We start from the raw sequence: 14,925 nt of genomic DNA, 5'->3' as shown, positions 1-14,925 counted from the left end.
GCGATGGAGAGTAAACGTCTGGACAGCGCCGCGCAGGCGGCGGGAATCAGCCTCAGTTACATTAATGCGCACGGCAAACCGCAGTCTATTGGCGCCGACACCAAAAGACGTTTGCTTGATGCCATGCACAAGGCCGACGCGAAAGCGTCGGTTGCGCCGGTGCCGAACGTGAAGGTGTTCACCGCAGGCAAAAAGATGCCGCTGGCGGTGGAGGGGCGCGGCGAGTTTAGCTGGCTGCTTACCACCGAAGAGGGGCATCAGCACAAAGGCCACGCCACCGGCGGCAAAACGTTAAACCTTCCGGCGAAGCTGCCGGAGGGCTATCACACCCTCACGCTCACCCAGGATGACCTGCGTTTCCACTGCCGGGTGATCGTCGCGCCAAAACGCTGCTACGAGCCGCAGGCGTTGCTCGAAGGCAAAAAGCTGTGGGGCGCCTGCGTGCAGCTCTACACCCTGCGCTCCGACAGCAACTGGGGCATCGGTGACTTTGGCGATCTGAAAAAGATGCTGGCATCCGTGGGCGAGCGCGGCGGCGCGTTTATCGGGCTCAACCCGATCCACGCGCTCTATCCGGCCAACCCGGAGAGCGCCAGCCCGTATAGCCCGTCGTCCCGTCGCTGGCTGAACGTGATTTATATCGACGTTAACGCGTTAGATGACTTCAAAAACAGCAAAGAGGCGCAGGCGTGGTGGAAACTCAGCACCACGCAGCAGGCACTGAAGCAGGCGCGCGACGCGGACTGGGTGGACTATTCCACCGTCACGGCGCTGAAAATGGCCGCGCTGCGTCTGGCGTGGAAAGGCTTTTCGCAGCGCGATGACGAGCAGATGGCCGCGTTCCGCCAGTTTGTAACGCAGGAGGGCGAGAGCCTGTACTGGCAGGCGGCGTTTGATGCGCTGCACGCGTATCAGGTGAAGGAGGACGAAATGCGCTGGGGCTGGCCGGTCTGGCCGGAAGCTTATCAGTCCGTCGACACGCCTGAAGTAAAAGCGTTCTGTAAAAAATATGCCGATGAAGTGGACTTCTACCTGTGGCTGCAGTGGCTGGCGTACAGCCAGTTTGCCGCCTGCTGGCAGGTGAGCCAGGGCTATAAAATGCCGATTGGCCTGTACCGCGATCTGGCCGTGGGCGTGGCGGAAGGCGGCGCGGAAACCTGGTGCGACCGCGAGCTTTACTGTCTGAAAGCCTCCGTCGGCGCGCCACCGGATATCCTTGGCCCGCTCGGCCAGAACTGGGGATTGCCGCCGATGGATCCGCACGTCATGGCGGCGCGCGCCTACGAGCCGTTCATCGACCTGCTGCGCGCCAACATGCAGAACTGCGGGGCGCTGCGTATCGACCATGTGATGTCCGTGCTGCGTCTGTGGTGGATCCCGTACGGTGAAACGGCCGATCACGGCGCGTACGTGCAGTATCCGGTTGACGATCTGCTGTCGATCCTGGCGCTGGAAAGCAAGCGCCATCAGTGCATGGTGATCGGTGAAGATCTCGGTACCGTGCCGGTGGAAATTGTCAGCAAGCTCCGCGACAGCGGCGTCTATTCCTATAAAGTGCTCTATTTTGAAAACGACCATGAGAAAACCTTCCGCGCGCCGAAAGCGTACCCTGAACAGTCAATGGCAGTCGCGACGACGCATGACCTTCCTACGCTTCGTGGCTATTGGGAAAGCGGCGATCTGACGCTCGGTAAAACGCTGGGTCTGTATCCTGATGAAGAGGTTTTGCGCGGCCTGTATCAGGATCGCGAGCTCTCTAAGCAGGGGCTGCTGGATGCGCTGCACAAGCAGGGCTGTCTGCCGAAACGTGCCGGACATAAGGCGTCATTGATGTCGATGACCGCGACCCTCAATCGCGGCCTACAGCGCTATATTGCCGACAGCAACAGCGCCCTGCTGGGCCTGCAGCCTGAAGACTGGATTGATATGGCGGAGCCGGTGAACATTCCGGGCACTAGCTATCAGTACAAGAACTGGCGTCGCAAGCTGTCCACAACGCTTGAGAAGATGTTTGCCGATGACGGGGTGAACAAGCTGATTAAGGATTTGGACAAGCGGCGAAAAGCAGCCGCGAAGAAGTGATAAAAAAACCCGCCACTGGCGGGTTTTTTTATTGCCCGGTGGCGCTACGCTTACCGGGCCTGCATGGATCGAGTAGGCCGGGTAAGCGTCAGCGCCACCCGGCTTTTTTACATCAAACCACCATATTCAACAGCAGCACCCCGACCAGACCACACACCGAAATAATGGTTTCCAGCGCGGACCAGGACTTGATGGTTTCACCGATCGTCAGGTTGAAGTACTCCTTGAACAGCCAGAAGCCAGGGTCGTTAACGTGAGAGAAAATCACGCTACCGGAACCGACGGCGATAACCATCAGTTCAGGGCTTACGCCCGTGGTCGCAATCAGCGGGGCAACGATACCGCCCGCGGTGATCGCCGCAACGGTCGCAGAACCCAGCGCAATACGCAGAACCGCGGCAATAGACCAGGCCATCAGGAGCGGCGATACGTTGGTTTCATGCATCATGGCAGCGATGTATTTGTCCACGCCGCTGTCGACCAGAACCTGCTTGAATGCACCGCCGCCGCCGATGATCAGGAGCATCATGGCAATGATTTTGATGGAAGAGGTCAGCGTATCGTTGATCTGATCCATTGAACGGCCGCGGTTCAGGCCGAAGGTGAACATCGCGATCAGCACCGCAATCAGCGTTGCCATTACCGGGTCACCCAGGAATTCCGCAACGGACAGGAACGGATGACCTTTCGGCAGGATCATCTCTGCCACGGCGCGCATCGCCATCAGGATCACCGGTACCAGAGAGGTCCAGACGCTGACGCCAAAGCCAGGCATCTCTTCTTCGGTGAAGGTTTTGGCGCTGTAGAGACCTTCCGGAATCGGCTTATCAATGCCTTTCAGGAAGCGGGCATAAACCGGGCCCGCCAGAATCACGGTTGGGATCGCCAGAATCGTACCGAACAGCAGGGTTTTACCCATATCCGCGTGGAAGATGGTTGCGATAGCGGTTGGACCCGGGTGCGGCGGCAGGAAGCCGTGAGTCACGGACAGCGCCGCAGCCATTGGCACACCGACATACAGCAGCGGGATGTTTGCCGCAGCCGCGATGGTGAACACCAGCGGCAGCATCAGCACGAAGCCCACTTCATAGAACAGCGCGAAGCCGACGGTAAAACCGGTTAATACCACCGCCCACTGGATGTTCTTCTTGCCAAATTTGGCAATCAGCGTGGTGGCGATACGCTGCGCGCCCCCGCAGTCTGCCAGCATTTTGCCGAGCATGGCGCCGAAGCCCATGATCAGCGCCAGGCTGCCGAGCGTGCCGCCGACGCCGGCTTTGATGGAACTGATAACTTTAACCAGCGGCATACCCTGCATCAGACCGACTGCAAGTGCCACCAGAACCAGAGCGATAAATCCGTTCATTTTGAAGCGGATCATCAAGAGCAGTAATAACACAACACCGATAGCAACGATGACTAATGGCATGATTTACCTGGCCTTTGAATTGTTATGGGTAACGTCATTGTTTCAACGACAAATTCCGATTGTCCCAACTGGGAACAGAGAAGTAACGGCACTAATACTGATGCCTTTTAAACGATTAAGTTTAGTCGGCTGTTATGGGTGTGCTTAGTGCCCATGAGAATGATACGGGTAACATGACGTGATTGAGAATCACCCTGGCAGGCAAAATGTGAATTATGAGACGCAGGTCAACATATAGAGGGAGAGGTAAACGCAAAACGGTAACCACGAGGTTACCGTTTTTAATGTTTCACCCTCGCACGAGGAAGAGGGCATCAGACCGCACTGTTTCTGTAGGCCCGGTAAGCGCAGCGCTACCGGGCGATACAGACGGATACTGAATTAGTAGTAAGAGTGCTCGCCGCGCTGGTGCTCGGTCAGGTCACGTACGCCTTTCAGTTCCGGGAACTCGTTCAGCAGCTGCTTCTCGATCCCTTCTTTCAGCGTCACATCGACCATGGAACAGCCGTTACAGCCGCCGCCAAACTGCAGAATGGCAAAACCTTCGTCGGTGATTTCCATCAGGGAAACACGACCGCCGTGGCCCGCCAGCTGTGGGTTAATCTGGGATTGCAGCAGATACTCAACGCGCTCCATCAGCGGGGCATCGTCAGACACTTTACGCATTTTCGCGTTCGGTGCTTTCAGGGTCAGCTGAGAACCCAACTGGTCGGTGACGAAGTCGATCTCCGCATCTTCAAGATACGGTGCGCTCAGCTCATCAACGTAGGCGGTGAGCTGCTCAAATTTAAGGGCAGTGTCGGTGGCTTCCACAGCGTCCGGAGGACAATAAGAAACACCACATTCTGCATTCGGAGTGCCTGGATTAATCACAAACACGCGGATCTGCGTCCCTTCTTCCTGATTTGCCAGCAGTTTGGCAAAGTGCGCTTGTGCAGAATCGGAAATACGGATCATAGCTTTGGCCTAATAGTTGACTAAATTACCTGGGTATAATCATACGCCCATTGAAGAAGGGCTACAAGGTACGGCACAGACACCATACCTGAACCGACGCGGCGCCGCTTCGCAAAAGCAGTCGGGAAAGTTCAGCAACGGTACTGCCCGTGGTGACGACATCATCCACAATCGCGATATGGAGACCGTCGACCGACAATTCAAGGCGAAAGGCATTTTTGAGGTTTCTTTTGCGAAGCCGGGCGCTGAGCTGATGCTGGATGGCGGTGGCATGAACGCGTGTCAGCGCGTGGGCCTCATACCGGCAGCCGAGCCACCGCGCGAGGGGACGGCAGATCAGGTCACTCTGGTTATAGCCGCGCCGCCAGTGCCGACGCCGGTATAAGGGAACATTCACTACCATGTCAATTTTCGGCAATGCCCGGTGACGTCGCGCTTGCAGAACCGCCAGCAACAGCTGTCGGGCAAGGGGCTGTGCCAGCGAGCTCTGCCCGGAAAACTTCAGCGCATGAACCAGTCTGCTCAGCGGGGGGACATAATCATCCACGGCCACCAGGGCGCTCCACGGCGGGGATTTTTTCAGGCAGCGGCCACAGGGCAACGAGGGGTTTGTGGCCGGTAAACCACATTGTGGACAGATCCCGATACGCCATTCCAGCGCTCGCGTGCAGACGGAGCAGACGCCCCACCCGCTGAGCGCCAGCGGCATTTGGCATAGCCAGCACAAGCCGGGTACTGTTAGCATGTGCAACCTCCATGTGAAAAAAGAGAACAGTAACTGATGAAGACGCTGTGGTGGCAGACCGTAGGGACAGGAAATTGCCATCTTGTGCTGCTGCACGGATGGGGCCTGAACGCGGAGATATGGCATTGCATACGTGAGGAACTTGCCTCGCATTTCACGCTGCATCTGGTGGACTTACCCGGCTTTGGCCGCAGCCGCGGGTATGGCGCGTTGTCGCTTGATGAGATGGCGCAGCAGGTTCTGGACGCTGCGCCGCAAAACGCGGTTTGGCTGGGCTGGAGCCTGGGCGGGCTGGTGGCGAGCCAGATTGCGCTGTCGCGGCCTGACCGCGTAAAAGCGCTGGTGACGGTGGCGTCATCGCCCTGTTTTAGCGCGCAGGAAGAGTGGCCGGGGATCAAGCCTGACGTGCTGGCGGGCTTCCAGCAGCAGCTGAGCGAAGATTTCCAGCGGACCGTAGAGCGGTTCCTGGCATTGCAGACAATGGGCACTGATACCGCGCGTAAGGATGCCCGAACGCTGAAGCAGACCGTGCTTTCGCTGCCGATGCCGGAGGTTGAGGTGCTTAACGGCGGTCTTGAGCTCCTGAAAACGGTTGACCTGCGCGAGCCGCTGGCAGCTCTGACGGTGCCGCACCTGCGTATCTACGGTTATCTCGACGGGATTGTGCCGCGCAAAGTGGTTCCGCTGCTGGATTCGCTCTGGCCGGACAGCGAATCGCAGGTCATTGCCAAAGCCGCACATGCCCCGTTTATCTCTCATCCGACGGAATTTTGTTCAGCGCTCATTGCGTTAAGTCAACGTTTCGACTGATTATTTTCTATCCATCCTGGAAAAAATAACACACCGCAACCATACTCCAGATGTCGTTGCGGTTGTTCTGCCTACGATAATCAAAACAACAATCCTATGGAGAGTCAGGCTATGAAACTTGTTACAGGTATTGTCACTTCTCTGGTTATTGGGTCACTGTCATTTGGCGTCTTTGCGGCAAAAGAGCTGGAAAAAGATAAAGTTGCCGGCATGAATTTGACGAAAATTGGTGAGATTTCTACGTCTGACACCACCGCGCCGATGGACGCGAGAAAAGAGCTGTCGAAGAAAGCGGATGAGCTGGGCGGAACGTACTACGTCGTCACCAGCGCTGAAAAGCAGACCAAAAACGTGCGCGCAACGGCGGACGTCTATAAGTAATATAATAAAGCCGGGCAGCGATGCCCGGCTTTATTAACGCAGCGCCCACCACTCCCTGAGGCAGGCCTTTCCTTCCGGACAGCTTTTACAGCTGCCGGAGAGACAGCCGTCCGGCTCTTCCTGAATCCGCACCGCTTTCCCCATGGCTTCCAGTCTTTCCAGCATGGCATCGATCATCGGCTGCGGCGTATGCAGGCTGAGGCTCAGCTGTTTCGCCTCCATGCGTCCCTGTAGCGCCAGCAGATCACGAACCTGAATCAACGATGCCATGATGTGTGCTCCTCAGTGACAGTCGCCCGCCGGGCTGCTGCAGCAGGTTGCGGCGGTTTTACGGTTTGCCAGCAGGTCGATGTCGACGCGGCTGCGCGCACGCCGCAGCAGGCCGAGCACTAACACGTTAAACAGCACAACCGCGAGAATGCAGACCAGGCTGTAGCGCGGATGCTGGCTGAAGTTAACGGTTTGATAGAAGAGCGTCGACAGCGAGTAGGCAATGTTTAACCCCCACAGGATAGAGAAGCCCATCCAGCCGCGGCTGGACTCGCGGGCAATCGCCCCCATCACGGAGATGCACGGAATGTAGAGCAGAACAAAGATAAGGTAGCTATAGGCGGCGGACGCGCTGCCAAACTTCTCGCCCATCACGCCCATGGCACCCGTCGCCATTTCGCCGTCACCTTTGCTGGCCTCAATCGGGTTCGCCAGCACGCTCAGGCTGAAGGTGTCCTTCAGGCTCTGCCAGGTTTCCTCTACGGCACCCAGCAGTTCATGACCGAGATGAAACTCTGCCGGATTAAAGTCCTGTTCCTGAATGTTCTCAGCGGTGTAGAGCGTGTTCAGGGTACCGACAACCACCTCTTTTGCCATCGCGCCGGTGAACAGGCCGACGGTTGCCTGCCAGTTATCTTCATGCACGCCAATCGGTTTGAAGACCGGCGTGATAACGCGGCTGACGGAGGCGAGGGCAGAGTCGTTAATGTTATCCGCTGCCTGTCCACTCAGGGTGAAGCTGTTCAGCGCGCTCAGGAAAATACTGACGATGACAATCACCTTACCGGCGCGCAGGACGAAGCCTTTCAGGCGCTGCCAGGTCTGGATCGCCAGGCTTTTCAGATGGGGGACGTGGTACACCGGCAGCTCCATCACGAACGGTGACGCTTCACCGCGCATGATGGTGTGTTTCAGCATTAAACCGGTCAGGATCGCCATCACGATGCCCAGCACGTAGAGCGAGAAGACCGCCAGCGCGCCCTGCTGACCAAAGAAGGCTGCGGCAAAGACCGCAAAAATGGCCAGACGGGCACCGCAGGACATAAACGGCGCCATCATGATGGTCATCAGACGTTCACGCGGCGCATCCAGGGTGCGGGCGCCCATCACCGACGGCACGTTACAGCCGAAGCCGACAATCAGCGGGACGAAGGATTTACCCGGCAGACCCAGCGCCTGCATCAGACGATCCATCACGAACGCGGCGCGCGCCATGTAGCCGGAATCTTCCAGGAACGAGAGGAACAGGTACATCATGCCGATCTGCGGCACCAGCGGCAGAACGGTATTGATACCGCCGCCGATCCCCTGCGCGAGGAAGATGGTCAACCATTCCGGGAAGTGAAGGGTATACCCTACCCACTGAATACCGTGGACGAAGACCGCGACGGAACCGGCGTCGAAAATGGGCTGAAGGGCGCCGCCTATGTTAATGGCGAGCAGGAACATCACGTACATCACCAGCAGGAAGATGGGCAAACCGAGGAAGCGGTTAAGCACAACCTTATCCACCGCCGCCGTAAAGCGGCTGGGCTCTGCCGTCAGGGCGTTGCTGACAACGTCGCAAATCGAGGCGATGGCCTGGTAACGCGCATCGGCGATGTGCAGCGCCGGGTCGTCCAGCTCGTCGCTAAGACGGGCCACCGTGGCGTCCAGCTTATCGGCCGCATGCCCGGCGTAAGCGCGGCTGTAGATATCCCCTTCCAGCATCTGCAGGCCAAGCCACAGGCGCTGTTTCGCAGGCATGCTTTTGTCCATTTCCTTCGCCAGCACGTTGGCTTCGCGCAGGAGAGGCTGCGCGTAATGCACCAGCTCAATGTCATGATTTCCCTGGTGACGGTCAATGGCCAGCTTCAGCGCGTCAATACCGCGAGCGCGCGTCGAGACCAGCGGAACGACCGGGCAACCCAGGCGCGCGGAGAGGGCATCGACGTCGATACGCAGCTTTTGTTTCTCCGCAATGTCGAGCATGTTGAGCGCCACAATGCAGGGGATCCCCAGCTCCAGCAGCTGCAGCGTCAGATAAAGGTTACGCTCGAGATTGGAGGCGTCGACCACGTTGATCAGCAGGTCCGCGTCGCCGCCAAGAATATAGTGGCAGGCAATCTGCTCATCGAGCGAAGTTTGCGACGAAATGGTGGTTAACGAATAGGTGCCGGGAAGGTCAACCAGCGTCACCTGGCTGTCCGTTGTCGTGAACTGACCCTCTTTACGCTCAACCGTCACGCCCGCCCAGTTGCCCACGCGCTGGCGTGCGCCGGTCAGCTGGTTAAAAAGGGTGGTCTTGCCGGAATTAGGATTGCCAATTAAGCCAATAGTTAACTTTTTCATTTTTTTAGACTCACTGAAACCGCTGGCTTGTTATCGGGATAAGGCTTCGACTTCTATTAACGCGAGGTCTTTCTTACGCAGCACCAGATTCACGCGGCGGGTTTCGATGTGAACCGGATCGCCCAGCGGCGCCACGCGCACGACCTGGAATGACGAGCCGGGCAGCATGCCCAGCGACAGCAGCTTTTGCCGATAGGCCGGGCTAATTTCGCGGGTAAAACCGGTAATCTTCCATGCACTGTCTGGAGTGAATTGCATAACGCCTGATTCCACGAAAGGTTAAATTATCTACTATGGGATGATAATGAGAATAGTTTTTATCAGCAATATTAAAACTGTGACGGAATGTTGTTTACGGTATTAATTTACGGCCTGTTTGACCTGGCTCAATATTTGCTGAATTGCCTGGAAAACGAAAAGGGGAGTATTTGTTAACGGGGTGATAATTCGTGGTTTAAATATGGCTATGCAATCGGTTTCATATATTTCGATATGAATTTATTCCCCCACCCATGAGGACGAGGGGAAAAGACCGCACCGTGCGATCCCCTCTCCCCTTTGGGGAGAGGGTTAGGGTGAGGGGCATTGACAGCCTTAGCGTTTCTTACCCATCGCTGCCGCCAGCGCATCCATCATCGCGCTGTTGCCTGCAGGCTGAGCATCACGTCCGCGCGGTTTTGCCGCTTTCGCGGCCGGGCGCTGCTGCTCGCGGCCACCGCCATTGCCGCCGCGGCGCGCGCTGGTGTCGCCCGGCTGCTCGTCCAGACGCATGGTCAGCGCGATACGCTTGCGCTGCAGATCCACTTCCAGCACTTTGACCTTCACGATGTCACCCGCTTTAACCACGGTGTGCGGGTCTTCAACGAACTTGTCGGCGAGGGATGAGATATGCACCAGGCCGTCCTGATGCACGCCGATATCCACAAACGCGCCAAAGTTGGTGACGTTGGTCACCGCGCCCTCCAGCACCATGCCGGGCAGCAGGTCGTTCATGGTTTCCACGCCGTCAGCAAAGGTCGCCGTTTTGAACTCAGGACGCGGATCGCGGCCCGGCTTTTCCAGCTCTTTGATGATGTCGGTGACGGTTGGGACACCAAATTTGTCGTCGGTGAAATCAACGGCTTTCAGGTTGCGCAGGGCGCTGCTGTCACCCATGAGATCTTTCAGCGCCTGCTGGGTGGCGGCCAGAATGCGCTCCACAACCGGGTACGCTTCCGGGTGAACGGTGGAGGCATCCAGCGGGTTATCGCCGTGGTTGATTCGCAGGAAGCCTGCACACTGCTCAAAGGCTTTTGGCCCCAGACGGCTCACCTTCAGCAGCTGCTGACGGTTCTGGAACTGGCCGTTCTCATCACGCCAGGCGACGATATTCTGCGCCATCATGCGGGTTAAGCCCGCCACGCGGGTCAGCAGGGGAACGGAGGCGGTGTTCAGGTCAACGCCGACGGCGTTTACGCAGTCTTCCACCACCGCATCCAGCTTGCGCGCCAGCTGAGTCTGGCTCACGTCGTGCTGATACTGGCCCACGCCGATGGATTTCGGGTCGATCTTCACCAGCTCCGCCAGCGGATCCTGCAGGCGGCGAGCGATAGAGACCGCACCGCGCAGGGAAACGTCCAGGTCCGGGAACTCCTGGGCCGCCAGCTCGGACGCGGAATAGACGGATGCCCCCGCTTCGCTGACGATCACTTTCTGCGCCGTCACTTTCGGGAACTGCTTCTGCACGTCGAGGTAGAAACGCTCGGTTTCGCGTGAGGCCGTACCGTTGCCGATGGCAACCAGCTCCACGTTGTATTTTTCGCACAGCGCCGCCACCACGACGGCCGCTTTCGCTGCCTGACCGGTGTGCGGATAGATGGTATCGGTCGCCACCAGCTTGCCGGTGCCGTCAACCACAGCGACCTTCACTCCGGTACGCAGGCCCGGATCGAGACCCATGGTCGCGCGCAGGCCGGCAGGGGCGGCCATCAGCAGGTCGTGCAGGTTACGGGCGAAGACGTTAATCGCTTCATCTTCGGCGCGCTCGCGCACGGTGCCCATCAGCTCGGTTTCGAGGTGCATCAGCACCTTGATGCGCCAGGTCCAGCTCACCACGCCTTTGCGCCAGCTGTCCGCCGGGGCGTTGTTCAGGCGCAGGCCGAGATGGTCGATAATGATCTGCTCGCAGTGGCTCTCTTTCGGCGGCTCGTCAAACTGCGGGTCGGCGTTCAGGGAGAGCTGGAGCACGCCTTCGTTGCGGCCGCGGAACATCGCCAGCGCACGGTGTGAAGGGGCGGTAGAGATCGGTTCGTGGTGATCGAAGTAGTCGCGGAATTTCGCGCCTTCTTCCTCTTTACCCGCGACGACGGTAGAGACGATGTGGGCATTCTTCCACAGGTAATCACGCACTTTAGCGAGCAGGGCGGCGTCTTCGGCGAAGCGCTCCATCAGAATGTAGCGCGCGCCGTCGAGGGCGGCCTTGGTGTCCGCTACGCCTTTGTCGGCGTCGATGAATTTCGCCGCTTCGGTTTCCGGGTCGTGGGACGGCTCGTTCCACAGCAGGTCGGCCAGCGGCTCAAGACCCGCTTCAATCGCAATCTGCCCGCGCGTGCGGCGCTTCGGTTTGTACGGCAGATAGAGATCTTCGAGTTCGGTTTTGCTCAGGGTGCCGTTGATGGCGCTTTCCAGCTCGCTGGTCAGCTTGCCCTGTTCGCCGATGGATTTGAGGATCGCCTGACGACGTTCTTCCAGCTCGCGCAGATAGCCCAGACGGGTCTCCAGGTTACGCAGCTGCGTGTCATCCAGACCGCCGGTGACTTCCTTACGATAGCGTGCAATAAACGGCACGGTGTTCCCTTCATCAAGCAGGCGAACGGCAGCTTCTACCTGTTCGGCTCTGGCCTGAATATCACCCGCAATAATGCGGCAGAGCGAATCTTTCATCATGGCTTTATCATCTGTTGAGTCGAAAAATCAGGGGATAGTTATACGGGCTGACACGGCAAAATGCCAGCCGGGGAGGGCGCTCTCGGACTATTTTACGTAGACGATCTCATTGACGTACCAGCTGGCTTCACCACCAGGGGTCTGAACGACGGCCAGATCGCCCACTTCCTTTTTCAGCAGCGCGCGGGCCATCGGGGAGTCGATTGAGATGTAATCCTTACGACCAAAAATTTCATCGTAGCCGACAATGCGAAAACGCAGGGTGTCGCCATCGTCGTTTTCAATCTCCACCCACGCGCCGAAGAACACTTTGCCCTCCTGCTGCGGGGAGTAATCGACAATTTTGAGATTCTCGAGGCACTTCGTCAGATAGCGAACCCGGCGGTCAATTTCGCGCAGCCGCTTTTTGTTGTACTGGTAGTCAGCGTTTTCGCTGCGATCGCCCAGGCTTGCCGCCCAGGTCACCTTTTTGGTGACTTCAGGACGCTCTTCGCGCCAGAGGTAATCCATCTCTTTTTTGAGCTTTTCGTACCCTTCGCGGGTGATCAGGGGCGTTTTCATGGTAAAGCCTTTGCTACCTGCCGGTTAACTGTCTTGCGCACAATACGTACCACACAGTGTAACAGACAGGATTAATAATGATTTATGTGATGAAATGAGCAGATAAGCTGCTGTTAAATATGCTTTGTAACAATTTCGACTAGAATTTATACCAGAATTAACTGGTCGAATACGTGCACTTTTTTAGAATACGCTGTTACAAAGACTATCCGAACCTTTGGGAGTACACACAATGCAAGAGAACTACAAAATTCTGGTCGTGGATGACGACATGCGCCTGCGAGCGCTGCTGGAACGTTATCTGACCGAGCAGGGCTTCCAGGTTCGTAGCGTCGCGAACGCTGAGCAGATGGACCGTCTGCTGACCCGTGAATCTTTCCACCTGATGGTTCTCGACCTGATGCTGCCTGGCGAAGACGGGCTTTCTATTTGCCGCCGTCTGCGCAGCCAGAGCAACCCGATGCCGATCATCATGGTGACGGCGAAGGGCGAGGAAGTTGACCGTATCGTGGGCCTCGAAATCGGCGCGGACGACTATATTCCAAAACCGTTTAACCCGCGTGAACTGCTGGCGCGTATTCGCGCTGTTCTCCGCCGTCAGGCGAACGAACTGCCTGGTGCACCGTCGCAGGAAGAAGCCGTCATCGCCTTCGGCAAGTTCAAGCTGAATCTCGGCACGCGCGAGATGTTCCGTGAAGACGAGCCAATGCCGCTCACCAGCGGCGAGTTTGCGGTACTGAAAGCGCTGGTCAGCCACCCGCGTGAACCGCTTTCCCGTGACAAGCTGATGAACCTGGCGCGCGGTCGCGAATACTCCGCAATGGAACGCTCTATTGACGTGCAGATCTCTCGCCTGCGCCGCATGGTGGAAGAAGATCCTGCTCATCCTCGTTATATTCAGACCGTATGGGGTCTGGGCTACGTGTTCGTCCCGGACGGCTCTAAAGCATGAGGCGAATGCGCTTCTCGCCGCGTAGCTCGTTTGCCCGCACCCTGTTACTGATCGTCACCCTGCTGTTCGTCAGCCTGGTGACGACCTATCTGGTGGTGCTGAACTTTGCGATCCTGCCGAGCCTCCAGCAGTTTAATAAGGTCCTGGCCTACGAAGTCCGTATGCTGATGACCGATAAACTGCAGCTGGAGGACGGCACGCAGCTCGTCGTTCCCCCGGCGTTTCGCCGTGAAATCTACCGTGAGCTGGGCATTTCGCTCTACTCCAACGAAGCGGCGGAAGACGCTGGCCTGCGCTGGGCGCAGCACTACGAATTTCTCAGCCAGCAGATGGCGCAGCAGCTGGGCGGCCCGACGGAAGTGCGCGTTGAGGTCAACAAAAGCTCGCCCGTCGTCTGGCTGAAAACCTGGCTGTCACCCAATATCTGGGTGCGCGTTCCGCTGACCGAAATCCATCAGGGCGACTTCTCGCCGCTGTTCCGCTACACCCTGGCGATTATGCTGCTGGCGATAGGCGGCGCGTGGCTATTTATCCGTATACAGAACCGACCGCTGGTCGACCTGGAGCACGCCGCGCTGCAGGTCGGTAAAGGGATTATTCCACCTCCTCTGCGCGAGTATGGCGCCTCGGAGGTCCGTTCGGTGACGCGCGCGTTTAACCATATGGCGGCAGGCGTGAAGCAGCTGGCGGATGACCGTACGCTGCTGATGGCGGGCGTAAGCCATGACCTGCGCACGCCGCTAACGCGTATTCGTCTGGCGACGGAGATGATGGGGGAAGAGGACGGTTATCTTGCCGAGTCCATCAACAAAGACATCGAAGAGTGTAATGCCATCATCGAGCAGTTCATCGACTACCTGCGCACCGGGCAGGAGATGCCGATGGAGATGGCGGATCTGAACGCGGTGCTGGGCGAAGTGGTGGCGGCGGAAAGCGGCTACGAGCGGGAGATTGATACCGACCTGCAGGCCGGTGAAATTCAGGTACGCATGCACCCGCTCTCCATTAAGCGCGCGGTGGCGAACATGGTGGTCAACGCGGCGCGCTACGGCAATGGCTGGATTAAAGTCAGCAGCGGGTCTGAACTCAACCGCGCCTGGTTCCAGGTGGAAGACGACGGTCCGGGCATCAAGCCCGAGCAGCGTAAGCATCTGTTTCAGCCGTTTGTGCGCGGCGACAGCGCGCGCAGCACCAGCGGCACGGGCTTAGGTCTGGCAATTGTTCAGCGTATCATCGATAACCACAACGGACTGCTGGAGATTGGCACCAGCAAGCGGGGTGGGTTGAGCATTCGCGCCTGGCTGCCGGTACCGGTGACGCGGGGGCAGGTGAAAGAGAGTTAAAAAAAGGGTGGCAATTGCCACCCTTTTTTATAGGTCGGGTAAAGTGAAGCCGCCACCCGACAAAATGCGGTCTCTGCGGTCTGATGCCCTCACCACCCCGCCCCTCTCCCGCGGGGAGAGGGAGAAAACATTAAAAAAG

At 57.9% G+C, this 14,925-nt stretch carries 13 protein-coding genes; 5 read left to right on the top strand and 8 right to left on the bottom strand.

What is annotated here, in order from left to right; genetic code table 11:
- Positions 1-3 precede the first annotated feature (3 nt).
- A complete protein-coding gene (gene malQ, locus WM95_RS23990; protein ID WP_063408973.1) occupies positions 4-2,082 on the top strand; it encodes a 4-alpha-glucanotransferase in 2,079 nt (692 codons plus the stop codon).
- A gap of 112 nt (positions 2,083-2,194) precedes the next feature.
- Here the strand turns inward: malQ and gntT are convergent, their stop codons facing one another.
- From gntT to gntX, 3 genes are all read right to left on the bottom strand, one after another.
- Positions 2,195-3,511, bottom strand: coding sequence for a gluconate transporter (gene gntT / locus WM95_RS23985; protein WP_039263070.1), 1,317 nt, complete (start codon positions 3,509-3,511; stop codon positions 2,195-2,197).
- Between the two features lie 381 nt (positions 3,512-3,892).
- On the bottom strand, positions 3,893-4,468 hold the full coding sequence (gene nfuA, locus WM95_RS23980; RefSeq protein WP_008503055.1) for a Fe-S biogenesis protein NfuA: 576 nt from the start codon (positions 4,466-4,468) through the stop codon (positions 3,893-3,895).
- Between the two features lie 61 nt (positions 4,469-4,529).
- Positions 4,530-5,213 carry a DNA utilization protein GntX gene (gene gntX / locus WM95_RS23975; protein ID WP_063408974.1) on the bottom strand — a complete coding sequence of 228 codons (684 nt, stop codon included), beginning with the start codon at positions 5,211-5,213 and terminating at the stop codon, positions 4,530-4,532.
- Positions 5,214-5,249: 36 nt separating this feature from the next.
- Between gntX and bioH the strand changes: the two genes are divergently transcribed.
- The gene (gene bioH / locus WM95_RS23970) at positions 5,250-6,023 is read left to right on the top strand and encodes a pimeloyl-ACP methyl ester esterase BioH (protein WP_047743472.1); all 774 of its coding nucleotides are present in this window, start codon (positions 5,250-5,252) and stop codon (positions 6,021-6,023) included.
- A gap of 111 nt (positions 6,024-6,134) precedes the next feature.
- Positions 6,135-6,404, top strand: a complete 270-nt coding sequence (locus tag WM95_RS23965) for a YdgH/BhsA/McbA-like domain containing protein (RefSeq protein WP_023309499.1) — start codon at positions 6,135-6,137, stop codon at positions 6,402-6,404.
- 33 nt (positions 6,405-6,437) lie between these two features.
- Here WM95_RS23965 and feoC read toward each other — a convergent pair whose 3' ends face one another.
- The 5 genes from feoC to greB all read right to left on the bottom strand — a co-directional run bounded on the left by feoC (position 6,438) and on the right by greB (position 12,491).
- Positions 6,438-6,674, bottom strand: coding sequence for a [Fe-S]-dependent transcriptional repressor FeoC (gene feoC, locus WM95_RS23960; RefSeq protein WP_023309498.1), 237 nt, complete (start codon positions 6,672-6,674; stop codon positions 6,438-6,440).
- Between the two features lie 12 nt (positions 6,675-6,686).
- Positions 6,687-9,005: a Fe(2+) transporter permease subunit FeoB gene (gene feoB / locus WM95_RS23955; RefSeq protein WP_063408975.1), complete on the bottom strand. Its 2,319-nt coding sequence runs from the start codon at positions 9,003-9,005 to the stop codon at positions 6,687-6,689.
- A gap of 30 nt (positions 9,006-9,035) precedes the next feature.
- A complete protein-coding gene (gene feoA / locus WM95_RS23950; RefSeq protein ID WP_008503050.1) occupies positions 9,036-9,263 on the bottom strand; it encodes a ferrous iron transporter A in 228 nt (75 codons plus the stop codon).
- A gap of 336 nt (positions 9,264-9,599) precedes the next feature.
- Positions 9,600-11,930, bottom strand: a complete 2,331-nt coding sequence (locus tag WM95_RS23945) for a Tex family protein (RefSeq protein WP_045403361.1) — start codon at positions 11,928-11,930, stop codon at positions 9,600-9,602.
- A gap of 87 nt (positions 11,931-12,017) precedes the next feature.
- Positions 12,018-12,491, bottom strand: a complete 474-nt coding sequence (gene greB / locus WM95_RS23940) for a transcription elongation factor GreB (protein WP_023309495.1) — start codon at positions 12,489-12,491, stop codon at positions 12,018-12,020.
- A 232-nt stretch (positions 12,492-12,723) separates the two neighbouring features.
- Between greB and ompR the strand changes: the two genes are divergently transcribed.
- Both ompR and envZ read left to right on the top strand, forming a co-directional pair.
- Positions 12,724-13,443, top strand: coding sequence for an osmolarity response regulator transcription factor OmpR (gene ompR, locus WM95_RS23935; protein ID WP_001157751.1), 720 nt, complete (start codon positions 12,724-12,726; stop codon positions 13,441-13,443).
- The gene (envZ, locus tag WM95_RS23930) at positions 13,440-14,786 is read left to right on the top strand and encodes a two-component system sensor histidine kinase EnvZ (protein ID WP_059445629.1); all 1,347 of its coding nucleotides are present in this window, start codon (positions 13,440-13,442) and stop codon (positions 14,784-14,786) included. Before ompR ends, envZ begins: the two co-directional genes overlap by 4 nt.
- Positions 14,787-14,925: the final 139 nt, after the last annotated feature.

This window comes from Enterobacter cloacae complex sp. ECNIH7 (genome assembly GCF_002208095.1).
Lineage (GTDB): Bacteria > Pseudomonadota > Gammaproteobacteria > Enterobacterales > Enterobacteriaceae > Enterobacter > Enterobacter cloacae_M.
The sequence above is the reverse complement of the archived record's forward strand: the minus strand, read 5'-3'. Positions and strand labels throughout refer to the sequence as shown.